The organism is Sphingomonas sp. Root710, from assembly GCF_001429065.1.
Taxonomy (GTDB): Bacteria; Pseudomonadota; Alphaproteobacteria; order Sphingomonadales; family Sphingomonadaceae; genus Rhizorhabdus.
Genome location: NZ_LMIB01000012.1, coordinates 76,820 through 103,445 on the forward strand (window position 1 = coordinate 76,820; position 26,626 = coordinate 103,445).

General features: G+C 65.5%; 23 protein-coding genes. 7 read left to right on the top strand and 16 right to left on the bottom strand.

Going from position 1 to position 26,626, the window contains the following annotated elements:
- Positions 1-20 precede the first annotated feature (20 nt).
- Genes ASE00_RS10265 through ASE00_RS10280 form a run of 4 tightly spaced genes read right to left on the bottom strand, consistent with a single transcriptional unit; the run spans position 21 to position 6,557 of the window.
- Entirely contained in the window at positions 21-2,333 is a 2,313-nt protein-coding gene (locus ASE00_RS10265) for a TonB-dependent receptor (RefSeq protein WP_056379923.1), read from the bottom strand.
- Positions 2,330-3,481, bottom strand: coding sequence for a dipeptidase (locus ASE00_RS10270; protein WP_056379925.1), 1,152 nt, complete (start codon positions 3,479-3,481; stop codon positions 2,330-2,332). The genes ASE00_RS10265 and ASE00_RS10270 overlap by 4 nt, the downstream gene beginning before the upstream one ends.
- 59 nt (positions 3,482-3,540) lie before the next feature.
- Positions 3,541-4,563 (bottom strand): dipeptide epimerase, encoded by a 1,023-nt coding sequence (locus ASE00_RS10275; RefSeq protein WP_056379926.1) that lies wholly within the window; start codon positions 4,561-4,563, stop codon positions 3,541-3,543.
- Entirely contained in the window at positions 4,563-6,557 is a 1,995-nt protein-coding gene (locus tag ASE00_RS10280; protein ID WP_056381548.1) for a serine hydrolase domain-containing protein, read from the bottom strand. The genes ASE00_RS10275 and ASE00_RS10280 overlap by 1 nt, the downstream gene beginning before the upstream one ends.
- A 135-nt stretch (positions 6,558-6,692) precedes the next feature.
- On the opposite strand from ASE00_RS10280, the gene ASE00_RS10285 reads away from it, so the two are divergent.
- Positions 6,693-7,328 (top strand): helix-turn-helix domain-containing protein, encoded by a 636-nt coding sequence (locus ASE00_RS10285; RefSeq protein ID WP_056379928.1) that lies wholly within the window; start codon positions 6,693-6,695, stop codon positions 7,326-7,328.
- A 22-nt stretch (positions 7,329-7,350) separates the two neighbouring features.
- Here the strand turns inward: ASE00_RS10285 and ASE00_RS10290 are convergent, their stop codons facing one another.
- Positions 7,351-8,538 (bottom strand): glycosyltransferase, encoded by a 1,188-nt coding sequence (locus tag ASE00_RS10290; RefSeq protein WP_056379930.1) that lies wholly within the window; start codon positions 8,536-8,538, stop codon positions 7,351-7,353.
- A gap of 88 nt (positions 8,539-8,626) precedes the next feature.
- Here ASE00_RS10290 and ASE00_RS10295 point away from each other — a divergent pair, with 88 nt between their 5' ends.
- The 5 genes from ASE00_RS10295 (at position 8,627) to ASE00_RS10315 (ending at position 11,761) form a co-directional block, all read left to right on the top strand.
- Positions 8,627-9,406: an outer membrane protein assembly factor BamD gene (locus tag ASE00_RS10295; protein ID WP_056379931.1), complete on the top strand. Its 780-nt coding sequence runs from the start codon at positions 8,627-8,629 to the stop codon at positions 9,404-9,406.
- A 352-nt stretch (positions 9,407-9,758) separates the two neighbouring features.
- The gene (locus ASE00_RS10300; protein ID WP_056379933.1) at positions 9,759-10,757 is read left to right on the top strand and encodes a flagellar motor switch protein FliM; all 999 of its coding nucleotides are present in this window, start codon (positions 9,759-9,761) and stop codon (positions 10,755-10,757) included.
- Positions 10,754-11,071 (top strand): flagellar motor switch protein FliN, encoded by a 318-nt coding sequence (gene fliN / locus ASE00_RS10305; RefSeq protein ID WP_056379936.1) that lies wholly within the window; start codon positions 10,754-10,756, stop codon positions 11,069-11,071. Before ASE00_RS10300 ends, fliN begins: the two co-directional genes overlap by 4 nt.
- 10 nt (positions 11,072-11,081) lie before the next feature.
- Positions 11,082-11,369 (top strand): flagellar biosynthetic protein FliO, encoded by a 288-nt coding sequence (locus tag ASE00_RS10310; protein WP_082594610.1) that lies wholly within the window; start codon positions 11,082-11,084, stop codon positions 11,367-11,369.
- 80 nt (positions 11,370-11,449) lie between these two features.
- Positions 11,450-11,761 carry a GIY-YIG nuclease family protein gene (locus ASE00_RS10315; RefSeq protein ID WP_056379939.1) on the top strand — a complete coding sequence of 104 codons (312 nt, stop codon included), beginning with the start codon at positions 11,450-11,452 and terminating at the stop codon, positions 11,759-11,761.
- Positions 11,762-11,823: 62 nt separating this feature from the next.
- On the opposite strand, the gene dxs is transcribed toward ASE00_RS10315, so the two are convergent.
- The 11 genes from dxs to ASE00_RS10370 all read right to left on the bottom strand — a co-directional run bounded on the left by dxs (position 11,824) and on the right by ASE00_RS10370 (position 23,435).
- Positions 11,824-13,743, bottom strand: coding sequence for a 1-deoxy-D-xylulose-5-phosphate synthase (gene dxs / locus ASE00_RS10320; RefSeq protein WP_056381553.1), 1,920 nt, complete (start codon positions 13,741-13,743; stop codon positions 11,824-11,826).
- 60 nt (positions 13,744-13,803) lie between these two features.
- A complete protein-coding gene (locus ASE00_RS10325) occupies positions 13,804-14,280 on the bottom strand; it encodes a Fur family transcriptional regulator (protein ID WP_056379940.1) in 477 nt (158 codons plus the stop codon).
- Between the two features lie 38 nt (positions 14,281-14,318).
- Positions 14,319-14,708, bottom strand: coding sequence for a MerC domain-containing protein (locus ASE00_RS10330; protein ID WP_056379942.1), 390 nt, complete (start codon positions 14,706-14,708; stop codon positions 14,319-14,321).
- 233 nt (positions 14,709-14,941) lie between these two features.
- Positions 14,942-15,481, bottom strand: a complete 540-nt coding sequence (locus tag ASE00_RS10335; RefSeq protein ID WP_056379944.1) for a molybdenum cofactor guanylyltransferase — start codon at positions 15,479-15,481, stop codon at positions 14,942-14,944.
- Positions 15,481-16,254 (bottom strand): formate dehydrogenase accessory sulfurtransferase FdhD, encoded by a 774-nt coding sequence (gene fdhD / locus ASE00_RS10340; protein ID WP_056379947.1) that lies wholly within the window; start codon positions 16,252-16,254, stop codon positions 15,481-15,483. Before fdhD ends, ASE00_RS10335 begins: the two co-directional genes overlap by 1 nt.
- 3 nt (positions 16,255-16,257) lie before the next feature.
- Complete coding sequence (locus ASE00_RS10345) at positions 16,258-16,551, bottom strand: formate dehydrogenase subunit delta (RefSeq protein WP_082594611.1); 294 nt, start codon at positions 16,549-16,551, stop codon at positions 16,258-16,260.
- A gap of 1 nt (position 16,552) precedes the next feature.
- On the bottom strand, positions 16,553-19,399 hold the full coding sequence (fdhF, locus tag ASE00_RS10350) for a formate dehydrogenase subunit alpha (protein ID WP_056379949.1): 2,847 nt from the start codon (positions 19,397-19,399) through the stop codon (positions 16,553-16,555).
- Between the two features lie 4 nt (positions 19,400-19,403).
- Positions 19,404-21,077, bottom strand: a complete 1,674-nt coding sequence (locus ASE00_RS10355) for an NADH-ubiquinone oxidoreductase-F iron-sulfur binding region domain-containing protein (protein WP_056379950.1) — start codon at positions 21,075-21,077, stop codon at positions 19,404-19,406.
- A complete protein-coding gene (locus ASE00_RS10360) occupies positions 21,074-21,544 on the bottom strand; it encodes an NAD(P)H-dependent oxidoreductase subunit E (RefSeq protein WP_414819845.1) in 471 nt (156 codons plus the stop codon). Before ASE00_RS10360 ends, ASE00_RS10355 begins: the two co-directional genes overlap by 4 nt.
- A gap of 75 nt (positions 21,545-21,619) precedes the next feature.
- Positions 21,620-22,522 (bottom strand): LysR family transcriptional regulator, encoded by a 903-nt coding sequence (locus ASE00_RS10365; RefSeq protein ID WP_056379952.1) that lies wholly within the window; start codon positions 22,520-22,522, stop codon positions 21,620-21,622.
- Between the two features lie 103 nt (positions 22,523-22,625).
- The gene (locus tag ASE00_RS10370) at positions 22,626-23,435 is read right to left on the bottom strand and encodes a trypsin-like peptidase domain-containing protein (protein WP_056379954.1); all 810 of its coding nucleotides are present in this window, start codon (positions 23,433-23,435) and stop codon (positions 22,626-22,628) included.
- Positions 23,436-23,902: 467 nt separating this feature from the next.
- Here ASE00_RS10370 and ASE00_RS10375 point away from each other — a divergent pair, with 467 nt between their 5' ends.
- Positions 23,903-26,611, top strand: a complete 2,709-nt coding sequence (locus ASE00_RS10375; RefSeq protein ID WP_056379956.1) for an adenylate/guanylate cyclase domain-containing protein — start codon at positions 23,903-23,905, stop codon at positions 26,609-26,611.
- Positions 26,612-26,626 lie beyond the last annotated feature (15 nt).

The window sequence follows — 26,626 nt, forward strand, 5'->3', positions numbered from 1 at the left end:
TTTAGACTCCATATATTCTTTTAGAAGGATGCGCCCAGCGTCATGCCAAGCGTGCGTGGACGGATGGGCGAAGCGAGGACCGCCGTCCCCGGTCGTGCCGCGAAGGAACCCACGCTGGAAAGGCCGAGATTGTTGGTCACGTTCTTGGCATAAATCGACAAATTATACCGGCCGAAGTCCACTCCCGCCCGCAGGTCCACCACCGTATATCCGTCGATCGTGAGACGGCGGCCGAAGGCAGTCTGGTAATTGTCGTCGAAGTCTGTGACCTGATCGCTGAGCAAGCGGACGCTGCCGCCCACATAAGCCTTGGCGTCGTCCCCCAGTGACCACTCATAGTCAGCCGAGACATTGACCGACCATTCGGGCGCATAGGGCAGACGATCCCCCGCAAACCCGCCGTTGCCGGGCGGCAGGTCTTCGTCGAGCTTGGCGCTGTTATAAGCACCGTTCACCACAATACTGAGACCACGAGTCGGCCGCAGGGTCGCGGTGACCTCCGCGCCTTTGCTGGTCGCGCTGTCGCCATTGCCGTCGGCATTTACCGGGCCGATCGCAGTATTGTAGGTGACCAGCACCTGTATCTTGCGCCAATCTAGATAATAGAAGGACGCGTCGATGGCGAACGTCCGGTCGGCTGTTTCGGCGCGGATACCCGCCTCATAGCTGACCAGCGTGTCAGCGTCATACTGGCTCGGGAATCCCGCGCCAGCGCCCGGCGGCACGACGTTGGGACCGCCCGGTCGATAACCCTTGGCGACCCGGGCGTAGACCGTGGTGTTGTCCGATAGTTCCAGGCGCGGCGAGACCGACCAGGTGAAGACGTTTTCGGATGATTTGCCGGTCACGATGTCGGGGAACGTAGTCGCGCCCGAGAAGAAGAGCAGCGATCCGTCAAGTAGCTGCCGCGTACTCTGGCTATTGTGGCTGTACCGGGCACCGGCAGTGATGTCGAAGCGCGGCGAGAAATGCCAGGTTACGCTGCCGAAACCGGCATATTCACGATATCTCGAGTCCAGCTCGGCGCGCAGGAAATCGGGGAAGGTGATATTGGCGCCACCCGGCCCCGCCGGCAGCGTCAGGGCCGGGTCTATCGCTTCGCCCGTGGCAAGCGCGAACGGCAGATAGCGTTGGAACAGCCTGCCCTTTTCCCGCGTGTAATAGCCGCCGACCAACCATTCGAAGGTCTCGTCGGAGGCAGACTGCAGGCGAAGTTCCTGGGTGAGCTTCTTCTGCCCGGCGAGCGCAGGAAAGGTAATACCGAGCGGCGGAACGCCGGGCCCGCCATAAATGGCGTCGGCGATGCCAGGCAGCTGATAGCTCGCGTCATAGACTTCGTGCTGCGTCAGCGTCCCATAGCTGGTGATGGAGGTCAGAGCGACCGGCCCGAGATCCCAGTTGATGGTTCCATTATAGAGGCGATAATCGACATCATTCTGTTCGGGGTAGAATTCCGAACGGGTTAGCCGCCCTTCCGTCGATGCGCCGGTGTTAGGATCAGTCGCCAGCGGTTTGAGCGTGAGGGGATCGGCATCGAAGGAAGCCCGTGAATTGGAACGAATATTCTGTGCAATACCCGTCAGCCGGACCGAGAAGTCCTCGCTCGGCTTGAACAGTATCGACGCGCGGCCGCCATAGCTCTGATAGTCATTCGCATCCTTGCGGGCGATGCCGACTGTATCGATATAGCCGCCGACCTTGCGGTAATAGCCGCTGGCACGTACGGCGATCATGTCGCTGACGGGCACGTTAAGGACAGCGTTGCCGTTCCAGCCTTCGCCACCGCCCGTTGTCGTTTCGGCACCCGCCTGGACGCGGCCTTCGAACTTATCGAGTTTCGGCTCGACGGTGACGAACTTCAACAGACCACCCAGTGAATTCGCGCCGTACAGCGTCCCTTGGGGCCCCTTCAAAACCTCGACCCGCTCAATGTCGAAAGTGTCGATGTCTCCGGCAAGGACCGCGCCATTGCTCTGGCCCGTGCTGGGTCCGAACGGCGTGTCATCCACATAGACGGCAGCGGTCGGACTGGCGCCGCCGGTGTTGATGCCGCGCAGCACGACACGTGCCTGGCCAGGATTGGCCTGTTGCAGGCTCAAGCCTGGGACCAGCGCCGCATAATCTATGAAACTCGTGGCCTGCTGCTGCTCAAGCTGTGCAGCACCCACGACGGAGATAGATTGCGGGATTTCCTGAAGCGTCTGCTCCCGCTTCTGGGCGGTGACGATGATATCGCCTTCCCGCATGTCCTCAGCCGCTGTCTGCGCCTGAACGGGTGCGGAGGAGGCGAGCGCCATCAGGCTGACCGCAACGATGAGTCCCTTTTTCGTCATGCTGTCTTTCCCCATGCTTGCCCGAGCAGCCGACGGAAATTTCCGCCGAGCACCGCCCGGATATTGTCGTTGGAATAGCCGCGGCGGATCAGTTCCTCCGTAAGGTCGAAGACCTTGCGGGGATGGTCGAAGCCATCGATGTCGATCCGTTCGCGGAACGCGTAGCTACCCTTTTTGTACAAAGCCTTGAGCGCGGCGAGGTCGGCCGGCTCCATGTCATCATACCCATTGAGATCGGCATCGGACCCGATGCCCACATGCTCCACCCCGACCAGCTTTGCGACATGGTCGATATGATCCGTCATATGTCCGACATTGGTCGGATCCTCGGCGCGCACGAACATGCGCACGCCGGTAATGCCCATGACGCCGCCCTTGGCGGCCAGCGCCTTGATGGCTTCGTCGGTCTTCACGCGCGGATGCGCGATCAGCGCGCGGCAGTTGCTATGCGTGATTGCGATCGGACCCTTGGCCAATGCGATAGCGTCAAGCGTCGTGCGATCGCCGCAGTGCGATACATCGACTAGCATGCCTTCCGACTCCATGGCGGCGATGATCTTTGCGCCGTAGTCGGACACGCCCCCGTCCACCCTGTCGGTACAGCCCGAACCCAATCGATTCTGGCTGTTATAGGTGAGCTGCGCACATCGCAGTCCCAATTTGCGAAACAAGGCGACATCTTCGACGCGATCGAAATGCTCGGCGTTCTGGAAGCCCATTATGACCGCGCCCTTGCCCTCACTCTTGGCACGGTCGAGATCTTCCGCCGTATCGACCAGCGTCAGGACATCGCTGTTGCGACCGACGAAGCCTTGCCAACCGGCGATATATTCCAGCGCCTTGGTTCGCGCGTCAGGCCCTTCGATGCCATAGCTGTGATGGAAACCAGTGATTCCGCTGCCGCTAAACTCAGCCGCCTCCCCGGTGGTCAGGCGATGGCCAACATAATCGATAGAGACGGTCGCCTTGAGCGGCGCCAGCATATCGATGACCAGGGAGGACGCGACCAGGTCCACAGCCCGCCGCGAATAGCGCTGAGGCTTACCGGCGAAGGCAAAGCTTCCCCGGTTAACCATCGTTGTGGACAAGGCTGTACCGATCGCGCCCGCAACAACTGCACGGCGCGAGATCGGGAACGGCGTAGTCATTCCGTCATCCTTAGTAAGATTATGCAACTATGATCCTGATTGGAAAACTGTCAACCCAATTAGGACGATTTTCTTGCATCACCCCAGATATCTGCACCACAATGGACCTTGCCATCGCGATAGGTGACGCCAGGCGTGCGGTCCGCGGCGAGGAAGGTCGGTCCGTCGAGATCGACGATGTCGCAGAGCTGTCCCACCAGATAGGCTGGAGCCATCGACAGGCTGGAGCCCATCATGTTGCCGACCATCACTTCCAGGCCCAGCGCACGCGCCTCCCGCGCGATCGCCAGCCCCTCGGTCAGCCCGCCGCATTTATCGAGCTTGATGTTCACCACGTCGAAGCGTCCGACGAGCCCCGCCGTGTCGGCCAGCGACAACGCGCTCTCGTCCGCCGCGAAGGGCAGGGGCCGGTCGAACCCGTCGAGATCGGCCTCCCGCCCGCGCGCGAGCGGCTGTTCGAGCAGGGCGATGCGGTGGGCGAGCAGCACCGGCAGCAGGTCGGGCAGCGTTTCGATCCGGTAGCCCTGATTGGCGTCGACGCCGATCCAGGCATCGGGCCGGGCGGCGCGGATCGCGTCTAGCCGGGCGATGTCGTCGGCCAGATCGCCGGTCAGTTTGACCTTGATCGGGGCGTCCGGGTCGATCGCCAGCGCGCCCGCCGCCATTGCTTCGGGCGTGTCCGCGCCCAGCGTCAGCGTCGATCGCAGCGGCCTCGGCGCGTCGAGACCGGCCAGCGCCCACACCGGTTGTCCGGCCCGCCTGGCCTCCAACTCCCAATAGGCGCAGTCGAGCGCGTTGCGCGCGCCACCGGGCGGCAGCAGCGCCTGAAGATCCTGGCGCGTCGCGCCGCGCTCGATCGCCTCGCGCACCCGCTCCGCCTCGGCCAGCATGTGCGGCACGTCGTCGCCCAGATAATAGGCGCCCGCCCCCTCGCCGCGGCCGCTATTCGCGCCGTCCGAGAGTTCGGCGACCAGCACGGCGGTCTCGGCGAAGACATGGCCGGCGATACGAAACGGCTTGTGGAAGGGGAAGCGCTCGACCCGAAGGTCGAGCGTCAACCGCTGATCGATATGCGCCGTCATCAGTAGACCATGCTGAAGCCGTAGAGGTGCGCGCCGATCACCACCCACAGGAAGATCAGCCCCGACAGCAGCAGCAGCGCGGCCCCCAGCTTTGCGGTCCAGCGACGCTTCTCCTGGAAGCTCAGCCAGGTCAGCCAGCCCGCGGTCGCGACGAGGCCGATCGCCGCGATCGGCGTGACGATGCGCAGCAGGATGATCAGCCAGTCGAGCGGACCGCCGATCGAGCCGATATCGGCAGAGAAGGAGGCGATCAGCCCCGCCCAGCCTGCGGTCGCGGCGAGCACGCCCCAGGCGAAGCCGCGCGACAGGCGATAGGCGCGCCGCGCATCGCCTTCGAGCTCCAGCTTCGCGCCATAGCTGCGCCGCACCAGCGCCCGCACCGGCCAAGCCAGCGCGGCCAGCAGGATCAGGCCCAGCGCGAGGCCCAGCGCCGGCATCAGCCAGGCGGCGTTGAACGCTGCCGGCGCCGGACTGAACACCATGAAGGGCGAACCCGCGTCGAGGCTCATCCGCACGACCTTGCCGTCGCGCACCTCGGCGGCGAGCCGCTCGCCGGTATTGGTGTCGCGCCATACGAACGGCGCGACCTCGACCCAGTCGCGCGCCGCGGCGCTCAACCCGTCGAGCGCAGGAAAGGTGATCTTGCCGTCCTCGCCCACGCCGATCGACGCCTGCCCCTGCAGCCCGAGCAGCGCCAGGAAGTTGGTGAACGAGCCCCGGCTGCTGACATAATGGCCCGCCAGCATCTCGGCATGTTTACGCGCGGTGGCCGCGTCGACCCGGCCGAACTTTTCATGGCCGGGCATATAGCGGTCGGCGAATTTGTGGAACAGCGCGCTGCGGATCGCGTGTGCCGCGCCCTCCTGGCCCGCGCTGTTCATCGACACGAACAGGCCGATGTCGTCCTGCGGGAACAGCCAGAGATAGCTGTGGAACCACTCGGTGTCGCCGCCATGGGCGATCGCGCGCCGGCCGTTGACCTGCTGCTCGTAGAAGCCGAGCGCCATGCTGTTGAGCGGTCCGACGCCCGGGGCATGATAGTCGTGCATCATCCGCGCGGTTTCGGGCTTCATCAGCCCCGCGCCGTTATTGAGATGCGCGATCATGAACTTGCCCATGTCGGCGCCGGTCGAAGACAGGCTGCCCGCGGGCGCGGGCACGACGAACTCGAACGGCTTGGCCTTCTCGGTCACCGTCGAATAGCCAGTCGCCATCAGCGGCTTGAGACTGGCCGGGAGCGGCTGGCGGTAGGTCGAATGCTTCATCCCCAGCGGCGCGAAAACGCGCTGCTCGATATAGGTGTCGAACGGAATCCCGCTGACCCGCTCGACGATATAGCCCGCCAGCGCGGTGGCGTAGTTCGAATAGGCCGGGGTCGTGCCGGGCGCGAACACCCGCGCGGGCAAAGCCTCGGGCATCAGCTTCTTCAGCGGCAGCGCCGCCTTGGGATCGCTGCTGATCAGGTGCCGCACCGATTCCTCGAAGCCGGCGGTGTGCGTCATGATGTTGCGCATCGTGATCGGCTTGCCCTCGAAGGGCGGAATCTTGAAATCGAGATAGGCGTTGACGTCCTTGTCGAGGTCGATCTTGCCCGCCTCGACCTGCTGCATCACCGCGGTCCAGGTCGGCAGCTTGGAGACCGATCCTGGGCGGAAAAGCGTAGCCTCCGGAGAAACCGGCTTGCGCGATTTGAGGTCGGCATAGCCATAGCCCTTCTGCAGCACCGTGCCGTTGCCGCGGACGACGACGACCACCGCCCCCGCGATCCGGCCGCGTTCCAGCGCATAGGGCATGAAGCCGTCCAGCCAGGCCTCGACATCCGCCGTGTTCAGCGGCGCGGGCGTCTTCACCGCATCGGTGCGGGCCGCCGTTGGACCGCTCGAGCCCTTGCTTGCAATCACCGGCGGCACAGGCCCTTGCGCGGCGAGCTGCACCGACGACGGCAGAACCAGCATCGCCGCAAACCCCGTCATCACCATGCGAATCGAACGCATTGCTTCCCCTTCCATTTGCTCTGCGCGCCCAGTTGCGGCGGGCGGCACGATACCTTATTCATGATCAACAGAATTATCCCGATGGGGACATAATGATCCTGATTGGAAAATTGTCAAACAGAATGGACAACGTCAATGCCTGATCGCCCTTCTCCGCCGACGCTCGGGGCCGTGATGCGGGGCATAAGGTCGCGCAACAACTGGACGCTCAAGGAGATGAGCGCCAGATCGGGAATACCAGTATCTACCCTGTCGAAGGTGGAGCATGACCGGCTGACGCTGAGCTACGACAAGCTCCAGCAGCTCAGCCACCGGCTCAAGATGCGGATGTCCGACCTCTTCGCGGAGGAGCCGGAGAGCAATGTCGTCCGCGTCACCGGCCGGCGCAGCATCGGGACGATGGATCAGGCGGTCCGCGTCACGACGCCCAATTATGATTATCATTATATGTGCACCGATCTGCGGCGGAAGCTGATGATTCCGCTGATCACCCGGATCCGCGCGCACAGCGCCAGCGAGTTCGGCGAGCTCGTCCGCCACCAGGGCGAGGAATTCGTCTACGTCATCGAAGGCCGGATCGAGGTGCTCACCGAATTCTATGATCCGGTCGTGCTCGATGCGGGCCAGGGCATCTACATCGATTCACAGATGGGCCATGCCTATGTCGTCGCCGAAGGCTTTGACGAAGCGCTCGTCCTCGGCGTCTGCTCGAGCGCCGACGATGGCCTGATGGACTCGCTGATGAGCCTCCACGGCGACGCCGCGGCCTGACCGCCGCGGAGACGAGCGAGGTTCACTTCACGCCGTCGCCCCGGGCTTGAACCAGTGCGGTCAGATGCGCGTACAGCGCCTCGGTGTTCCGCTCCCAGGTGAAGTCCCGCACGGTCTCCGCCACCTCGGCCGGTGACGGCGGATCGGCCAGCAGCCCGGCTATTCCCGCCGCGATCGCCGCAGGGGTTCGCTCGACCAGCCGTCCCGCCGCCGGGCGGCCGACCACCTCGCGCGCGCCGCCGACATCGGTGATCACGATCGGCGTGCCGCAGGCCAGCGCCTCGACCCAGACATTGGCCAGCCCCTCCGACGCCGACGGCAACGCCACGACGTCCGCCGCCGCGAACAGCATCGGCAGCTTCTCATGCGGCAGCGCGCCGAGCAGGCGGACGCGATCCCCCAGCCCCTCCGCGGCGATCTGCGCGGCAAGCCGCTCCCGGTCGGGTCCACGCCCCGCGATCAGCAGCGTGACGCCGGGCAAGGACCGCATCGCCTCGATCACGAGACCCTGCCCTTTCAACGGGATCAGGTTACCGGCGGTGACCACCAGCGGCCCCGCGATCCCCAGCGCAGCCTTGGCCGCCGGGCGATCCCGCGGCCGGAACACTGCCTGATCGACCCCGGTATGGTGCACCATGATCCGCTCGCCGGGCAGGCCCATGGCGATCATGTCGTCGCGCAGCGCGCCGGACACAGCCAGCATGCCGTCGGCGGCGCGCCCCGCTGCAACGAGCATCCGGCGGCTGGCGGCGATTCCGCCCCACAGATGGATGTCGCTGCCGCGCGCCTTGATCGACACCGGCACGCCGTGGCGCCGTCCCAGCCACACCGCCGCCGGGCCATCGGGATAGAAGAACTCGGCGTCGATCACGTCGAACGGAAAATCTTCGCGGATCGCATCTAGCAGCGGCAGCAGCGTCCACCAGATGCTCCACGGGTTCAGCCGCCCGCCGATCAGCGGCAGCGCCGGGAATTGCGGACGATGGACGTCGATCCCTTTCCACGTCTCGCGCGGCGGTAGCTGGCTGATCTCGCGATAGGCAGGATGGCGCTTCGCCCAGGCGGTCGGCGGCGCCGCATAGGGCGCTACGACGCGCAGCTCGACGCCCGGATGCGCGGCAAGCCCCAGCGTCTGCCGCTCGACGAATCCGCCGAAGCCCGGACGGGTCCGGTCGGGGAACAATGTCGACAGGGTCAGCACGCGCAGCATCGCATCATCTTAGCGGCTCGGCGTCGTGACGCATCCCCTCTTCGCGGCCATTGCCGCAGCCGTATTTGGCCCTTAAAGAGGTCGGCCTATGCTGCGTATAGCCCCCCGTTCGATCGCGCTGATGATCGCCGCCGCCCTTGTCGTTCCGCTGGCCGGCTGCGCCACCAGCAAGAACAAGGGCGACAACAAGTATGTCGCCCGCGACGTTGACACGCTCTACAACGCCGCGAAGGAGCGACTGGACAAGCATCAGTACAAACTCGCCGCCGCGCTGTTCGACGAGGTCGAGCGCCAGCATCCCTATTCGGTCTGGGCCCGCCGCGCGCAGCTGATGAGCGCCTTTTCCTATCATCTGGCGGGTCAGTACACCGAATCGACCGCCTCGGCGCAGCGCTTCATCTCGATCCATCCCGGCAACCGCGACGCGCCCTATGCGCTCTACCTGGTTGCGATCAACTATTATGAGCAGATCCAGGACGTTACGCGCGACCAGAAGCTGACCCAGCAGGCGCTCGACGCGATGAACGAGGTCATCCGCCGCTACCCCGATTCGCGCTATGCCGCCGATGCCCGGGTGAAGACCGACCTGATCAAGGATCACCTCGCCGGCAAGGAGATGGAGATCGGCCGTTTCTACCAGCGCCGCGGCGACTGGCTGGCCTCGGTGATCCGCTTCCGCACCGTGATCGATCAGTATGACACCACCAGCCATGCTCCAGAGGCGCTGATGCGGCTGACCGAAAGCTATCTGGCGCTGGGCGTCCCTGCTGAAGCCGAACGCGCCGCCGCGGTGCTGGGCGCGAACTATCCGGGCAGCAAGTGGTACGAACACGCCTACAAGCTCGTCCAGAAAAAGGGCGCTGCGTAGGTTTGTAGCCTCAGGCGCCGGCGTGGGCATCCGCCCACTTGGCTTTTCCTCGCATAAGCTCGGGCGGCCGTTCGGCCTTGCGGGACGCTAGGCGTCCCGACGCTTATCTCGTGGGCAGGACTGGCGAGGTTCGAAGAGGCAAGCGCGAACAGCGCGTCCGAGCGAAGGCGAGGAAGCCAAGGCCAGCGGATGCTGGCCGCCCGGCGTCTGAGGGCGCAAACAAAAAGACTCCCCATCCCTCCCTCTCAACAAATCCTTACTCCCCCTCCCACACTTCATTAACCAACTCTGCGGTATAGCGAATCCCGCCGGCAGCCCCGGCAGAACCGGTTCGGGATTTTCGCAGACACCTATGACGCGTGCAGCCTCCAGTCTTTCGGGTGACGAAGTCGCCGCGCTGATGGATGAGCTCAGCGACATCTCCTTCGATCAACCGGAGGAGAGCGAAGAGGCCAAGGCCCGTCAGGCGCGCGATATCGCGCCTTATGCGCTCGGCCAGCGCAAGGACCGCCCGGTCGCGCATCTCACCCATCTCGAGCGGATGAACGAGAAGATCGCCCGCCTGCTGCGCGACGTGATCGAGCCGATCGCCCAGACCCGCACCAAGATCGATGCCATTCCGCTGGAAACCCGCCGTTTCGACGAATGGCAGGCCAAGCAGCCCGACTATATCAGCCTCAGCCTGTTCCGCGTCCGCCCGGTCAAGGGCATGATGATGATCGCGCTCGAACCCGCCTTCATCACCAACATGGTCGACGCCTTCTACGGCGGCACCGGCAACGGCCTTGCGCACAAGACCTGCGAGTTCACCCCCTCCGAACAGCGGCTCCAGAAACGCCTCGTCTCGGCGATCACCGAGGTGCTGACCAAGAGCTGGCAGGACGCCTACCCCCTCGACTTCGCCTTCTCGACTCACGAGACCGACGTCGCCTTCGCCAATATGGTGCGGCCCGACGAGCCGGTTGTGGTCCAGAGCTTCACGATCAAGCCCGGCATGTCGAAATCCACCCGGATCGAAATCCTCTATCCGCTCTCGGTGCTGCAGCCGATCGAGGATCAGATCGCCATGCGCGTCCAGGCCGGCGCCGATGGCGATGACAAGGAGTGGAAGAACAAGCTGCTCGGCGCGCTCGACAATGTGTCGCTGCCGGTACGCTCGGTGCTCGCGCGTCCCGAGATGACCGTAGCGCAGCTGCTCGCCCTCAAGCCGGGCGACGTCATTCCGATCACCCTGTCGCAGACCGTTCCCCTGCTCGTCGGCAACCGCCGGTTCGCCGAGGGCACTATCGGCGAGCAGGAAGGCCGCGCCGCGATGATGATAGAAAACCTCAACAAGGGTCTTTTGAAATGAGCGATATGTCCGACGTTCCCGCCGTTCCGGCCGATCTGTCGAGCCGCGCCAACTATTCGCTGCTGGCAGACATTCCGCTCCGCCTGTCGGTCGAAGTCGGCAGCACCTCGCTGCGCCTCGCCGATCTGATGGACCTCAATTCGGGCAGCGTGGTCGAACTCGACCGCCAGGCGAACGAATTGCTCGACATCATGGTCAACGGAACCCTCGTCGCGAAGGGCGAGGTAGTGACAGTGAACGGAAAGTTCGGAATAAGGGTGGTCGACGTGGTCGCTGCCGATGCGCGGCTGTCGGGGATAGAACGCCGCCAATGATGTCTCGCCAATGATGATCGACTATCTGTTGAAGCTGCTCCTGCTGGTCCCCCTCGTCGGCGGACTGGCCTATGCTTCCCTCTGGCTCTGGAAAAAGCTCCAGCCGGGAATCGCGATCGGCAACAGGCAAAGGGCGCTCAGGATCGTCGACGCGATCCCGATGGGCGCCACCGGCCGGCTCGCCGTCGTCGAGTTCGCCAACCGCCACATCCTGATCTCGGTCTCGCGCGGCCGCATCGAAAAGCTCGCCGAAGCCCCGGCTGATGGCGCTTTTGTCCTTCCGGACGAGGATGTTTAGGGGCAGGCCCCTCCCCTAGCTGTCATGCTGAACTTGTTTCAGCATCCACTCCGAGCCTTGGTCGATGCTAAGAGAGGCGCATGGACCGCCAGCCTTGCGTCTACATCCTCGCGAGCGACCGCAACGGGACGATCTATATCGGCGTCACATCCGATCTGATGGGACGCCTCTACCAGCATCGCAGCGGCGATATTCCGGGCTTCACCTCGCGCCATGGCGTGACAAGGCTTGTTCGCTTCGAACTGTTCAGCGAAATGCTCGACGCCATCGCCCGCGAAAAGCAGCTCAAAAACTGGCGGCGCGATTGGAAGCTCAATCTGGTCGAGCAGGACAACCCTATGTGGGATGATCTGGCGATGGCATTGGGTTTCGATCCACCCGAACCACGCTAGCTTCGCTCCCGCGTCCTAGTGGATGCTGAAACAAGTTCAGCATGACGGTGCGAGGAGAGGGGCTACGCGCTCTCTTCCAGCCCGCTGCTGTTCCGGTGCAGCGCCGCCAGCACCGTGCCGACGATCGACTCGGCGTCCAACCCCGCATCGGCATATTGCTTCTCGGGCTTGTCATGCTCCTGGAACGCGTCGGGCAGGCGCAGCGTCCGCAGCTTCAAACCATTGTCGATCAGGCCCAGGTCCGACGCCAGCGTCAGGACATGCGCGCCGAGGCCGCCGATCGCGCCTTCTTCTACCGTCACCGCTACCTCATGGCTGGTCAGCAGCGTCTGGATCATCGCCTCGTCGAGCGGCTTGGCGAAGCGCAGGTCGGCGACCGTGGTCGACAGGCCCAGCGCCTCGAGTTGCTCGGCGGCGCGCAGCGCCTCGCCGAGGCGGGTGCCGAGCGACAGGATCGCCACCGTCTTGCCCTCGCGGACCAGCCGGCCCTTGCCGATCGGAAGCTGCTCGGGAACGGCAGGAATCGCGACGCCGGTGCCGTTGCCGCGCGGATAGCGCAGCGCGATCGGGCCGCTGTCGTACAGCGCGGCGGTGTGGACCATATGGCTCAGTTCGGCTTCGTCCGCCGCCGCCATCACCACCATGTTGGGCAGGGTCGCCAGATAGGTGATGTCGAAGCTGCCCGCATGGGTCGACCCGTCGGCACCGACCAGCCCGGCGCGGTCGATCGCGAAGCGCACGGGCAGGTTCTGGATCGCGACGTCATGGACGACCTGGTCATAAGCGCGCTGCAGGAAGGTCGAATAGATTGCGCAGAAGGGGCGATAACCCTGCGCCGCCAGACCCGCGGCGAAGGTCACCGCGTGCTGCTCGGCGATGCCGACGTCGAAGCTGCGCTCGGGATAGGCGGTCTCAAATTTGTCGAGGCCGGTACCCGATGGCATGGCGGCGGTGATCGCGCAGATCTTGTCGTCGCGCGCCGCCTCGCGGATCAGCGCCTCGGCGAAGACGCCGGTATAGCTCGGCGGTCCCGGCGGAGCCTTGGCCTGTTCGCCCGAGACGACGTCGAACTTCTGGACGCCATGATATTTGTCGGCCGCCGCCTCGGCGGGGGCATAGCCCTTGCCCTTGTTGGTGACGACATGAATCAGGATCGGGCCATGGTCGCTGTCGCGGACATTTTCCAGGATCGGCAGCAGATGGTCGAGGTTATGGCCGTCGACCGGGCCGACATAATAGAAGCCCAGTTCCTCGAACAATGTACCGCCGGTCGCCATGCCGCGGGCATATTCCTCGGACCGCTTGGCGAAATCATGGATCGGGCGGGGCAGCTTCTGCGCAACCCGCTTGGCGAAGCCGCGCATCGACAGGAAGGGGCCAGACGACACGATCTTGGCGAGATAGGCCGATAGCGCGCCGACCGGTGGCGCGATCGACATGTCATTGTCGTTGAGGATGACGATCAGCCGGTTGCCCGCCTGCTTGGCGTTGTTCATCGCCTCATAGGCCATGCCCGCCGACATCGCCCCGTCGCCGATCACCGCGATGGCGCGGCCTGGCTTGTCGCCAAGCTTGTTGGCGACCGCGAAGCCGAGCGCGGCGGAGATCGAGGTCGAGCTGTGCGCCGCCCCGAACGGATCATATTCGCTCTCGCTGCGCTTGGTGAAGCCCGACAGGCCGCCCGGCTGCCGCAGCGTGCGGATGCGGTCACGCCGCCCGGTGAGGATCTTGTGCGGATAGGCCTGATGCCCGACGTCCCAGATCAGGACGTCGCGCGGCGTATCAAAGACATAGTGGAGCGCGACGGTCAGTTCGACCACGCCGAGTCCCGCGCCGAGATGGCCGCCGGTCACCGATACGGCGGAGATCATCTCCTCGCGCAGTTCATCGGCAAGCTGGCGGAGTTGCGCCGGTTTCAGCTGCCGGAGTTCGGCGGGTGTCGCGGCACTATCAAGCAAAGGCGTTACAGGACGGTTGGTCATCCCGCTCGCCATAAACCCATGTAATCGCCATAGCCAGCTTAGATGCGCCGAAATGCGCGTTCAGGCCATATCTCCATCGGCGCAATCGGCGCAGCAGCCGCGCACCTCGATCACGGGGCGTAACTGGGAAAACCCAGCCTTCTCGGCGGAACGGCGCACCGCGCCCGACAGGCTGTCGTCGTCGACATGGTTGACCCGCCCGCAGGCGTCGCAAACCAGGAAGATGCAGTCATGCTGACAATCGGGATGGGCGTTGACGATATAGGCGTTGGCGCTCTCGACCCGGCGGGCGAGGTTCTTCGACACGAACACATCGAGGATGCGGTAGACGCTGTTGGCGGCGACCCGGCGGCCGGTCGACTTCGACACCGCCTCGGCCAGGTCATAGGCCGATGCAGGACGATCCGCCGCGCTCAGCGCCGCATAGATTTGCGCGCGCATCGGTGTCCATTGCTCGCCCGCCCGCTCGAACGCGCGCTGGGCGGCGCTGGCGAGCGATTCGCCCTCATGAATGTGGTGATCATGCGCGGTGGCCATGCGGCCAATCTAGGCCCTGGCGAACGCCCCGGCAAGGGTCAGAGGGTGAGATGCTCGGCGCTGGCGCGGCGGTTGAGCAGATGGGCGACCGCAACGCAGGCGACGCCGAGCATGGTGAAGGCCGCTTCGCGGACGCCATGCGGCACGCTCAGCGCGGTCGCCATCAGCGCGATCCCGGCGGTCCCGACGATCATCGGCACCGGCCGCCGATGCTGGAAGAAGCCTTTGCCCAGCCCGACGATCGCGAGCAGGATCGCCATCGCCAGACCGACCTCATGGATGATCGGATGGAGCAGCGCCCCGCCCGCCGTCGCGAGCACGGCCAGCAGGATGACGCTCGCCGCGCAATGGACGAGACACAGCGCCGACAGGCCGATCGCTAGCCGGTCGAATAGGTCGCGTGCAGGTACGAAGCGGTTCACGGTCATCCCTTCCTATTGTCGCGCCACATGGCATGTTCGGGCCGAAGATACAATATATCATTTCGGCGGCCCGGCGGTTTTTCTGGGCATCACGCGTATGTCCGTTAACCCACCCCCGCTCATCCTGAGCAGCCATTGAGCTCGTCGAAATGGCGTATCGAAGGACCGTCCTTCGATACGGGTCTTCGACTTCGCTCAGCCTCTACTCGGGATGAGCGGAAGAAATCTAAATGAGCGGCTCAGCCAAGGTCATCACCGCGCCGCAAGGTGGCCAGATCGGCAGGCACATTGATATTGGCCAGCTCGGGCCAGTCGATCGGCTCCGCCCCCACCCGCTCCGCCCAGGCGCGGATCGAATGCTTGCGATCATCGGCCAGGAAGGCGTCGAGATCGGCAGCCAGCATGGCGGGCCAATGGCCGATCACCGGCAGGCGCGCGACATAGACGGGCCCGGCGGCGCTCAGCAGCCGGTCGAACAGCGCTGCGGGTACATCGGGCGTATCGCAGCCGAGGCTCAGCACCGCCCCGAAACCCTCCGCGCGGGCATGATGGAGCGCGGCATTCAACCCGCCCAGCGGCCCCATGTCCGCCTCGGGACGGTCGGGGAGCGCACGCAGCCCGGCGTAGGAACGCCCGCACAGGATCAGCTCGTCGGTGACCGGCCGCAGCCGATCGGCGGCATGTTCGATCAGCGGCTTGCCGCGCCACAGGGCCTCGGCCTTGTCGGATCCGAAGCGGCTCGACCGTCCACCGGCGAGGATCGCGCCCAGCAGCCGCATCAGGTCGCCGCCAGCATCGCGTCGGGCCGGGCCAGCACGATCAGCCGCAGCCCAGCATCGCGGGCGCGGTCGATCGCAAGGCCGGTGGGCGCGGAGACCGTCACCAGCGTCGGGCATCCCGCCAGCGCCGCCTTTTCGACCAGTTCGAACGAGCAACGCGATGACAGCAGCGCGAAGCCGCCGTCCCAGTCCAGCCCCGCGCGCAGCATCGCGCCGATCAGCTTGTCGAAGGCATTGTGGCGGCCGACATCCTCGCGCACCAGCCGGATCGCGCCGTCCGCGCCGCACAGCGCGGCGGCATGGACCGCGCCGGTCTGGGCGTTCAGCGGCTGATGACGGTGGAGCGCATCGAGCGCGGCAAAGACCGCAGCATCGGCGGGCGCGGTTCCCGCCTCGACGCGGGGCAGGCTGCGCAGCGCCTGTTCGAGATTCTCGATGCCGCACAGCCCGCAGGAGGATTCGGACACGCGATGGCGGACCCGCTCGGCGACCAGCGCGAGCCGGTCCTCGCGCAGCGTGATCCGCAGCAACATGCCCTGCTCCGCGGCATGGGTATCGACATCGATGATCTGCGCGGGATCGTCGATCAGCCGTTCGGCGCGGCTGAAGCCATAGGCGAGATCGTCGAGATCCGCCGCGCTGGCCATCAGCACCGCATAGCCGAGGCCATTATATTCGATCGCGATCGGGGTCTCGTCGGCAACCAGCCGCTCGATGCTCTCCGCGCCGCCGGTCGCGCTGATCCGCCGGAACAGCCCGGGCCGCGTTGCCATCGCTCAGCCGGCGTCCGATCCGCCGGGCTCGTCGACGGCGGCGAAGGCGGTGGCGCGCGTCTGCGGCGGGGGTTCGAGACCGGCGGCGAGCTGGTCGACCGACGCCGCCGAGACCGGCAGCAGCTCGCCGGGCCGTTCGGCGGCGAGCGTCACGATCCGCGCCTTCATCCGGGGATCCCAGAAATGGACGAGATGGTCGGTGACGGCCTCGACGGCATGGTCGTGCGCCATCGCCCCGAAATTGCGGGCGATCTGGTTGACCATGTAGACGAGCTTGTCGTCGTTGCTCATCGCCATCTTATTCGGCCGCCTCAACCGTCATGATGCGCCGGCTGCGGCGCGCCTGATCGGCATAGTCTTCCTGCCAGTCCGACGGGCCGTTGGACAGAGAAACCTGCACCGCCGTCACCTTATATTCGGGACAGTTGGTCGCCCAGTCCGAATAGTCGGTGGTGATGACGTTGGCCTGCGTCTCGGGATGGTGGAAGGTCGTATAGACCACCCCGGGGGCGACCCGCTCGGTGACATGCGCGCGCAACGTCGTCTCACCCGCGCGGCTGCGCAGCGTGACCCAGTCGCCATCCTTGACCCCGCGATTTTCGGCATCGACCGGATGGACCTCCAACAGATCCTCGGGGTGCCAGGCGACATTGGCGGTCCGCCGCGTCTGCGCGCCGACATTATAATGGCTGAGGATGCGGCCGGTGGTGAGCAGCAGCGGGAAGCGCGGGCCGGTCTTCTCGTCGGTCGCGACATAATCGGTCACCACGAACTTGCCCTTGCCGCGCGCGAATCCCTCGATGTGCATCATCGGGGTGCCGAGCGGGGCCTTGTCGTTCGCGGGCCACTGGATCGATCCCTGCGCCTCGATCCTGTCATAGCTCACCCCGGCAAAGCTCGGCGTCAGCCGCGCGACCTCGTCCATGATCTCGGACGGATGGCGATAGTTCCAATCGAGCCCCATCGCCCGCGCGACGAGCTGGACGATCTCCCAGTCGGCATAGCCGTTGAGCGGCGCCATCACCTTGCGCACCATCTGGATACGGCGCTCGGCGTTGGTGAAGGTCCCGTCCTTTTCCAGGAAGGTCGATCCGGGCAGGAAGACATGCGCGTAGTTCGCGGTCTCGTTCAGGAACAGGTCCTGCACCACCACGCATTCCATCGCCGCGAGGCCCGCCGCGACATGCTTGGTGTTCGGATCGGACTGGAGGATGTCCTCGCCCTGCACGAACAGCCCCATGAACACGCCGTCGGTCGCGGCGTCGAGCATGTTGGGGATGCGCAGGCCCGGTTCGGGATCGAGCGGCACGCCCCATTCGCGTTCGAACAGCGCGCGCGTGTCGCCGTCCGACACATGGCGATATCCGGAGAATTCGTGCGGGAAGCTGCCCATGTCGCACGCGCCCTGAACGTTGTTCTGCCCGCGCAGCGGGTTCACGCCGGTGCCCTCGCGGCCGATATTGCCGGTCGCCATGGCGAGGTTGGCGATCGCCATCACCGTCGACGATCCCTGGCTATGCTCGGTGACGCCCAGGCCATAATAGATCGCGGCATTGCCCCCGGTCGCATAGAGCCGGGCGGCGGCGCGCAGCGTGTCGGCGGGAACACCGGTCAGCGGCTCGGTTGCCTCGGGCGAGCGGGCAGGCTCGGACACGAAGGCCGCCCAGTCCTGATATTCGTCCCAGTCGCAACGCGCGCGGATGAACGCCTCGTTCGCCAGCCCTTCCTCGACGATGACATGCGCCATCGCGGTCAGCACCGCGACGTTGGTGCCGGGCTTGAGCGGCAGGTGCTGGTCGGCCTCGATGCGGGCGCTGCGGACCAGATCGGTGCGGCGCGGATCGACGACGATCAGCTTCGCGCCCTGACGCAGCCGCCGCTTCATCCGGCTGGCGAACACCGGATGGCCGTCGGTCGGGTTCGCGCCGATCACCATGATCACGTCGGCATATTGGACGCTGTCGAAATCCTGCGTGCCCGCCGAGGTGCCGAAGGTCGTCTTCAGCCCGTAACCGGTCGGCGAGTGACAGACACGCGCACAGGTATCGACATTGTTGTTGCCGAAGCCCTGACGGATCATCTTCTGGACGAGGAAGGTCTCCTCGTTGGTGCAGCGGCTGGAGGTAATGCCGCCGACCGACCGGGTGCCATAGGTCGCCTGGATGCGGCGGAACTCCGACGCGGTGTGGGCGATCGCCTCTTCCCAGCTCACCTCGCGCCAGGGTTCATCGACCGAGGCGCGGATCATCGGGTGGAGGATGCGCTCCTTGTGCTGGGCATAGCCCCAGGCGAAGCGCCCCTTGACGCAGCTATGCCCCCGATTGGCCTTGCCGTCCTTCCACGGCACCATGCGTACCAGCTCCTCGCCGCGCATTTCGGCGCGGAAGGTGCAGCCGACCCCGCAATAGGCGCAGGTGGTGACGACCGCGCGGTCGGGGGTCCCCTTCTCGATCACGCTCTTCTCGATCAGCGCCGATGTCGGGCAGGCCTGGACGCAGGCGCCGCAGCTCACGCATTCGGATTTCAGGAAGTCCTCGTCCTGGCTCGCCGCGATATGGCTTTCGAAGCCGCGCCCGTCGACGGTCAGCGCCAGCGTCCCCTGCACCTCGTCACAGGCGCGCACGCAGCGCGAGCAGACGATGCACTTGGTGCTGTCGAAGGTGAAATAGGGGTTGGACTCGTCCTTCTCGGCAGTGAGATGGTTCGCGCCCTCATAGTCGTAGCGCACCTCGCGCAGCCCCACCGCGCCCGCCTGATCCTGCAGCTCGCAATCGCCGTTGGCCGAACAGGTCAGGCAGTCGAGCGGATGGTCCGAGATGTAGAGCTCCATCACCCCCTTGCGGAGCTGCTTGAGCTTCTCGGTCTGGGTGCGCACCACCATGCCGGGCATCACCGGCGTGGTGCACGAGGCGGGATAGCCCGCACGGCCGTCGATCTCGACCAGGCACAGGCGGCACGATCCGAAGCTTTCCAGCATGTCGGTCGCGCACAATTTGGGGATCGTCGTCCCCATCAGCGCGGCGGCGCGCATGATCGACGTGCCTTCGGGCACCTCGATGCGCTGATCGTCGATCGTCACCGCCACCATCGGGCCGGTGACGGGGGCGGCTTTGGTGCCAAGGTCGATTTCGCCGATCCACGCCATGGGCTTACTCCGCCGCCTCTGGCAACGCAGCCGCGCCGCCGAAATCCTCTGGAAAATAGTCGAGCGCGCTCAGCACCGGATAGGGTGTGAAACCGCCCAGCGCGCACAGCGATCCATATTTCATAGTGTCGCACAGGTCGCGCAGCAGCCCGATCTCCTTATCCTGCGCTCGATCCAGTCGAAGCGGTGAGCGCGAACCAAGCGCGGCGAGCAAGCCTTCCCCTTCGGGGGAAGACAATCGCATACCCATTCCGTCATCCCGGGCTTGACCCGGGATCCCGCTTTCCTTGTCAGCGCGGGAGGAAGAAGCGGGATCCCGGATCAAGTCCGGGATGACAGCCAGCTTGGCGTGACGACCCGCGATGATCCGGTCGATCGTCTCGACGCCACGGGTCGATCCGATCCGGCATGGCGTACATTTGCCGCAGCTTTCGACCGCGCAGAACTCCATTGCGAAGCGCGCCATCCTCGCCATGTCGACGCTGTCGTCGAAGACGGTGATCCCGGCATGGCCGATCAGCCCGCCCGCCGCGGTGAACGCCTCATAGTCGAAAGGCGTGTCGAACCTCGACGGCGGGAAATAGGCGCCCAGCGGCCCGCCGACCTGAACCGCACGCACCGGCCTGCCCGACGCGGTGCCGCCGCCGATCTCCTCGACCAGCTCGCCCAGCGTGATGCCGAAGCCGATCTCGAACAGCCCGCCATGTTTGACGTTGCCCGCCAACTGCACCGGCATCGTGCCGCGCGACCGGCCGAAGCCCACCGCCGCATAGGCGTCCGCCCCCTTCTCCAGGATGAAGGGCACCGCTGCGAGGCTCAGCACATTGTTGATCACCGTCGGCTTGCCGAACAGCCCCGCTATCGCCGGCAGCGGCGGCTTGGCGCGGACCTGCCCGCGCTTGCCCTCGATGCTGTCGAGCAGCGCGGTCTCCTCGCCGCAGACATAGGCCCCCGCGCCGACCCGCACTTCGAGGGTGAAGGGCGCGATCTCCCGCGCCGCGCGCAGGATCGCCGCCTCCATCGTCCGGATCGCAAAGGGATATTCGGATCGGATATAGATATAGCCATGCCCCGCGCCGACCGCGTGGCCCGCAATCGCCATGCCCTCGATCAGGCAATAGGGATCGCCCTCCATCAGCATGCGATCGGCGAAGGTGCCGCTGTCGCCCTCGTCGGCATTGCAGACGATGAACTTCTCGTCGGCTTCGGCTGCCAGCACCGTCTGCCACTTGATCCCGGTCGGGAAGCCCGCCCCACCGCGCCCGCGCAGGCCCGATGCCTTGACCGCATCGACCACGGCCTGGGGGCTCATCGCGCGCGCCGCCTGCAATCCGGCCCAGCCGCCGCTCGCCGCATAGGCGCTCAGGTCGAGCGGATCGTTGACCCCGCAGCGCGCGAAGGTGAAGCGCTGCTGCTTCGCGAAGAAAGGGAGTTCGTCGATCGCGCCGAGCCGGTTGGCATGATCGCCCGCCAGCACCGCCGCGACATCGTCGGGGCCGACCGGACCATAGCCCATCCGCCCCTCGGCGGTCTCGACCTCGACCAGCGGTTCGATCGCGAACAGCCCCCGGCTGCCGGTGCGCACCACGGTGCAGCCTGCACCCGCGAAGGCATCCGCCACCGCATCCGCGCCCAGCGCGACCGACGCCATGTCGGCGCTGATGAAAACCCGCGTCATGCCGCCACCGTCGCGGCGATCCGCTCGATCGCGGCGTCGCCGTCGATCCGCGCCACCGGCACCCCGTCAACCAGCGCATTGGGCCCGACCGCGCACAGGCCTAGGCAATAGACCGGCTCCAGCGTCACCCGCCCGTCGGCGCGGGTCTCGCCCATCGCGACGTCGAGCCGCCGGGCCAGCGCCGCCTCGATCGCCGCGCCGCCGCGCGACTGGCAGCTCTCGGCGCGGCAATATTTGACGATATGGCGGCCTGCCGGGACATGGCGGAAATCATGGTAGAAGCTGACAACGCCATGCACTTCGGCGCGGCTCAGGTTGAGTTCGGCGGCGATCGCCGCAACCGCGGCGTCATCGACCTTGCCGACCGCCGCCTGAAGATCGTGCAGCAGCGGCAACAGCGCGCCGCGCCGTCCGGCATGGACTTTGGCGAGGCGCGCGACCGTCGCCTCGATGCTTTCGTCGATCATCGTCATCGCGCGGCTTTCGCGCTCCGCTACGGGCGGGTCAAATCACTAATATCCATCAGTGATAGACACTATCTATCAAACATCGAACCCCTTGGGCAGCTTCACCTTGCGCGCGATCGCCAGCGCCGCCCCCGCCAGCGGGCCGATCGGGCTGCGATTGGGGACGATCAGGCCGATCCGGCTGGCCGGCGCGGGATCGTCGAACGGCAATATCTGCGCCCAGTTCAGCCCCGGCAGCAGCGCCAGATAGCTGTCGGGCATGATCGTCGCGAAGCCGCCCGCCTGCACCATCGCCAGCAGCGCGACATAGCTGTCCGCCGTCGCACGCGGATGCAGCGCCAGGCCGCGCTCGGCGATGCGCGCGTCGAGGATGCGGCGGTTCTGCATCCCCTGGTGGAGCAGGCAGAGATCGGCGCGCACCGCTTCCCCCCAGCCGATCTCGCTGCGCCCGGCAAAGGGACCCCCGGCATGGGCGAGAAAGATATAATGTTCGGCATAGAGCGCGCTTGCCAGCATGTCGGCGGGCGGCTCATGATCGAGATAGGTCAGCCCCGCGTCGATCTCGAACCCGCTCAGCCCGCGCTCGATCTCGCGCGAGGTCATCGACCGCACCGACAGGCTCAGCTCCGGATGCAATTCGAGCAAAGCCTTGGCGAGATAACCGACCACCGGCAGCGCCGCCGGGATAACGCCCAGCCGGAATTCGCCATGGATCGGCCCGGCCATCGCCTCCATCGCATGGCCCATCCCCTCGAACACCGCGACGAGCTGCTGCGCCCAGGGCAGCATCGCCTGCCCCTCGGGCGTCAGCCCGATATAGCGCCGGTCGCGCACCACCAGCCGGCGGCCGAACTGCTCCTCCAGCGCGGCGATGCCCGCCGACAGCGTCGGCTGGGTGATGCCACAGACCTCCGCCGCGCGCGCAAAATGCCCCTCGCGCGCTAGAGCCGTGAAATAGCGCAGCAGGCGCAGATGCATGGTGTCCCCATCGATCGATAGAGGATAACTATCACGCCGCTGCTGCGAACGCGATGGTTTACCAGAAGCCGTCGCCCCGGCGAAGGCGACGCGTAGTCACGCCTTAGCGCAACGCGCGCATCGACGCGCGGTCGGCGCTAGCCATCCGTTCGCCGCTGTCGGCCGCCACCTCCGCGATCATTGCCAGTATATCGGCGTCGAAGCGCAGCCCGATGTTGAAACAGTCGTTCCCCGCGCAGACATAGCCGACATGCAACCCCACCGCGGCATGCGCGCCGGGCGCATAATACATGCCGCCCGACGATCCCGACGCAGACTCCGTCGAACTGGCAAACAGCCGCGACGGGTCGGTCACGCGCGTTCCCCCCGCGCCGTCCTGTGCCAGGCCATAGGGAAAGGGCCGCGCCTCGCCGTTGCTGATGCGCGCGCGGCCATCGGCGGCATCGGCGGGAAAGGATATTAACTGCACCGCGCGTCCGCTAGGCCGGACGGCGACCGCGGCGACCCGCTCGGCGGCCATTGGCCGGTCGAGTTTGAGCACCGCGACGTCATAGGCGCTGTCGCTGCGGCGGCGCGCATCGGCCCAGGGCGAGCGGACATAGCGCACCCGCGCAGTCTCGCGCACCGATCCGTCGGGGTTGAGCAGGCTGAAGAAGCAGTTGCGCGGATCGATCGCCGCGCCGTCGGCATAGAGGCTGTGCGCGGCGGTGACGGCGGTATCGGCAGCGCCCAATATCCAGCCGGTCGCATCGCGGACGCGCGCACGTCCGCCCGCCGTCGGGCATTCGAGCCGGCCGACCGCCTCGAAAGCGCCCGGCGCGGTCCGGCTTTCGGTGCCGCCGAACCGCATCGCGGCGGCAGGCCCGCCGCCCGGTGCCAACGCCGCCATTCCCGCGACCAGAATCGCGGACATGAAACGCCTGGCGCGTTGAAAGGATACGCTACGCAACACCATATACCGACACCCGCCCGGCTCCAAAAAGGCCAAAAAGCCCACTGGATTCACGGAGACATCAAATTAGTGAAGTAGTCATACGAAGGATGTGCTAAGACATCCTGAATATCCGATTATGGATATAAATATGAATCTGGTTAATTACGTCATTACCATGACTTTTTACTCGATAGTAACTCTGTAATCATCGAATCGTCATTTAGCGCTGTATAGACGAACGGATATCATACCAACGTCGCGTCGGTGATCTTGTTCCTTTCGCCGTGACCGCACGGCCGGGGCGTCCAAGCAAAGTTTTCTGGACAAAGCGGCAGGCAGAGCGGCAAATCATCACCGGGGAGATCTCGCGATGCGGGCGAACTTCGGGGAAAGATGGGGAGACCGAAGGGGCGCGGCATGAACATCGGCCGGCTTCGACAACAGCGATGACCGAACTCAAGCCAATAGCCACCGGAAAACCCGCCCCGGCCGCAGGCCGGTCGTCGGCGCGCGCGCTGTTCTGGCGGCTGATGTGGCTGTACCAAGGCGGCTGTACCCTCGCGATCGTGATCGTCATGGCGCTGGTGCTGTTCGGTCTCGAACTCACCCTGCGCCAGTGGATCATCCTGGTCTGCATGACCCCAGTCGTCGTCGCGATCTACAATCTGTCCGACGTCTATCTGATGGTCCGGCACTTCCGGCCGATCGACCGGGCGCTGCGCGCGATGGACGCGGGGGAGAAGGTTCCGCCGCCCGTCATGGCCGAGGCGGTCGTCCGCGCGCTCAACCTGCCCTTCTACTCCTTCATGCGGGTCACCTTCCTGCATGGCCCGATGGTGTCGGTGCTGGTCTGCATCGCCCTGCCGCTCGGCAACTATTTCTTCGATGCGGGCTACGTGCCGTGGCAGGTGATCGTGTTCGCTGCGACCTGCCTGCTGTTCGCCTCGCCCACCCATGCGATCTTCGAATATTTCGGGGTCAGCAGGGCGATGGTGGGCACGATCGTCCGCCTGTCCGAAGCGCTGCCCGGCGGCCTGCCGCCTGAATATCAGCACCAGCTGGTCGCGATCCGGCTCAAGAGCAAGCTGCTCTACCTGACGATCTTCGTCGCCGCGCTGCCGCTCATCTTCTTCGCCGCGTCGATCATCTTCAAGGTGCAGCGGATGTTCGTGCTCCAGGGCATCGATCCCACACCCTCGATGATGCTGCCGCTCTATATCTGGATCACCGGCGTGGTGTGCGTCTGCATGCTCGGCTCGGTGATGATGGCCTTGCTCACCGCGCAGGAAGTGTCGCGGTCGGCGAGCCGGCTGATCGACGGGATGCGCATGGTCGAGCGCGGCGAGCTCGATGGCGTCAAGCTGGAGGTGGTCTCCACCGACGAATATGCCGACATCTTCCGCGGCTTCCAGCACATGCTCGAAGCGCTGCGCGAGGAGCAGTTGATCCTCGAGATGAGCAACGATCTCGCCGGCGAGTTGAAGCTCGAACTGCTGATCGCCCGGATCATGCGCGCCACCACCGAACTGCTCAACGCCGAGCGATCGACCCTGTTCGTCTATGACCGCAAGAGCGACGAACTCTTCTCGCTGTTCGCCGAGGGCGATCTGGTCCGCGAGATCCGCCTGCCGTCGAACCGCGGCATCGCGGGCGCGGTGTTCACCAGCGGCGTCGCCGAGAATATCTCCGATCCTTATGCCGATCCGCGCTTCAATCCAGAGGTCGACAAGGCGACCGGCTTCGTCACCCGCTCGATCCTCTGCCAGCCGATCTTCGACAAGCATGGCGGCCGGATCGGCGTCACCCAGATCCTCAACAAGCGCGACGCCAGCGCCTTCTCCGCCAAGGACGAGGCGCGGCTCAAGGCCTTCTCGGCGCAGATCGCGGTGTGCCTGGAGAATGCCCGGCTGTTCGACGACGTGCTCTACATGAAGAATTATAACGAGAGCATCCTCAAGAGCACCTCGAACGCGGTGATCACATTCGACGAAGACACCCGCATCGTCACCAGCAATGAGGCCGCGCGAACCTTGCTCAAGGCCCCGGACGGGCTGATCGGCACCCGCGCGCGCGACGCCTTTTCGGGCAAGAACGCCTGGATCGCCGAGCGGCTGGAACGCACCGACCGCGATCGCGAGGCCTATCTGGCGGTCGACGCCGAGCTGGTCGGCAACGATGGCCAGGCCGCCTCGATCAATCTCACCGCCGCCCCGCTGGTCGACGCCAATGATGCGGTGATCGGCTCGATGCTGGTGATGGAGGACATCACCAGCGAGAAGCGCGTCCGCTCCACCATGGCGCGCTACATGTCGAAGGAGGTCGCCGATCAGCTGCTCGAGGCGGGCGAGGACCAGCTGACCGGTAAGGACCAGACGGTCTCGATCCTCTTCTCCGACGTGCGCGGCTTCACCACGATCGCCGAGAAGATCGGCGCGCGCGAAACCGTGGCGATGCTCAACAGCTATTTCACCGAGATGGTCGACGTCATCTTCGAGAATAAGGGCATCCTCGACAAATATATCGGCGACGCGATCATGGCGCTGTTCGGCGCGCCGTTCGCCGGGCCGAACGACGCCGACAATGCCATCGCCACCGCGAACCGGATGCTGGTCGAGCTGAAGGCGCTCAACCTGAAGCGCACCGCTATGGGCGAAGCGCCGATCGACATCGGCCTGGGGATCAGCACCGGCGACGTGATCGTCGGCAATATCGGCTCGATCAAGCGCATGGAATATACCGTCATCGGCGACAGCGTGAACCTCGCCTCGCGGCTCGAGGGCGCGAACAAGGCCTATGGCTCGAAGATCCTCTTCTCCGAATTCACCTATGCCCGCCTCGCCGACCCGCGGCTGGTGCGCGAGATCGACCTGATCCGGGTGAAGGGCAAGGACTTCCCGGTCGGCGTCCATGAATCGCTCGGCTATCGCGCCGACGAGGTCGACCGCGGCCTCGGCGCGATGCTCGAACATTATGCGTCGGGCCTCGCCGCCTATCGGGCGATGCAATGGCGGGAGGCCGAAGAGCATTTCCTCGCCGCACTCAAGGCGATGCCCGGCGACGGCCCCTCGGCGATGTATGTCGAACGCTGCCGCGCCTTCGCCAAGGCGCCGCCCGCGGCGGACTGGGACGGCGTCTGGACGCTGACCTCGAAGTGACGCGGGCCGCTGCGG

Coding starts and splice junctions, on each gene's coding strand:
- ASE00_RS10265 (WP_056379923.1), bottom strand. CDS start 2,333: ATGACGAAAAAGGGACTCATCGTTGCGGTCAGCCTGATGGCGCTCGCC.
- ASE00_RS10270 (WP_056379925.1), bottom strand. CDS start 3,481: ATGACTACGCCGTTCCCGATCTCGCGCCGTGCAGTTGTTGCGGGCGCG.
- ASE00_RS10275 (WP_056379926.1), bottom strand. CDS start 4,563: ATGACGGCGCATATCGATCAGCGGTTGACGCTCGACCTTCGGGTCGAG.
- ASE00_RS10280 (WP_056381548.1), bottom strand. CDS start 6,557: ATGCGTTCGATTCGCATGGTGATGACGGGGTTTGCGGCGATGCTGGTT.
- ASE00_RS10285 (WP_056379928.1), top strand. CDS start 6,693: ATGCCTGATCGCCCTTCTCCGCCGACGCTCGGGGCCGTGATGCGGGGC.
- ASE00_RS10290 (WP_056379930.1), bottom strand. CDS start 8,538: ATGCTGCGCGTGCTGACCCTGTCGACATTGTTCCCCGACCGGACCCGT.
- ASE00_RS10295 (WP_056379931.1), top strand. CDS start 8,627: ATGCTGCGTATAGCCCCCCGTTCGATCGCGCTGATGATCGCCGCCGCC.
- ASE00_RS10300 (WP_056379933.1), top strand. CDS start 9,759: ATGACGCGTGCAGCCTCCAGTCTTTCGGGTGACGAAGTCGCCGCGCTG.
- fliN (WP_056379936.1), top strand. CDS start 10,754: ATGAGCGATATGTCCGACGTTCCCGCCGTTCCGGCCGATCTGTCGAGC.
- ASE00_RS10310 (WP_082594610.1), top strand. CDS start 11,082: ATGATGATCGACTATCTGTTGAAGCTGCTCCTGCTGGTCCCCCTCGTC.
- ASE00_RS10315 (WP_056379939.1), top strand. CDS start 11,450: ATGGACCGCCAGCCTTGCGTCTACATCCTCGCGAGCGACCGCAACGGG.
- dxs (WP_056381553.1), bottom strand. CDS start 13,743: ATGACCAACCGTCCTGTAACGCCTTTGCTTGATAGTGCCGCGACACCC.
- ASE00_RS10325 (WP_056379940.1), bottom strand. CDS start 14,280: ATGGCCACCGCGCATGATCACCACATTCATGAGGGCGAATCGCTCGCC.
- ASE00_RS10330 (WP_056379942.1), bottom strand. CDS start 14,708: ATGACCGTGAACCGCTTCGTACCTGCACGCGACCTATTCGACCGGCTA.
- ASE00_RS10335 (WP_056379944.1), bottom strand. CDS start 15,481: ATGCGGCTGCTGGGCGCGATCCTCGCCGGTGGACGGTCGAGCCGCTTC.
- fdhD (WP_056379947.1), bottom strand. CDS start 16,254: ATGGCAACGCGGCCCGGGCTGTTCCGGCGGATCAGCGCGACCGGCGGC.
- ASE00_RS10345 (WP_082594611.1), bottom strand. CDS start 16,551: ATGGCGATGAGCAACGACGACAAGCTCGTCTACATGGTCAACCAGATC.
- fdhF (WP_056379949.1), bottom strand. CDS start 19,399: ATGGCGTGGATCGGCGAAATCGACCTTGGCACCAAAGCCGCCCCCGTC.
- ASE00_RS10355 (WP_056379950.1), bottom strand. CDS start 21,077: ATGACGCGGGTTTTCATCAGCGCCGACATGGCGTCGGTCGCGCTGGGC.
- ASE00_RS10360 (WP_414819845.1), bottom strand. CDS start 21,544: ATGATCGACGAAAGCATCGAGGCGACGGTCGCGCGCCTCGCCAAAGTC.
- ASE00_RS10365 (WP_056379952.1), bottom strand. CDS start 22,522: ATGCATCTGCGCCTGCTGCGCTATTTCACGGCTCTAGCGCGCGAGGGG.
- ASE00_RS10370 (WP_056379954.1), bottom strand. CDS start 23,435: ATGTCCGCGATTCTGGTCGCGGGAATGGCGGCGTTGGCACCGGGCGGC.
- ASE00_RS10375 (WP_056379956.1), top strand. CDS start 23,903: ATGACCGAACTCAAGCCAATAGCCACCGGAAAACCCGCCCCGGCCGCA.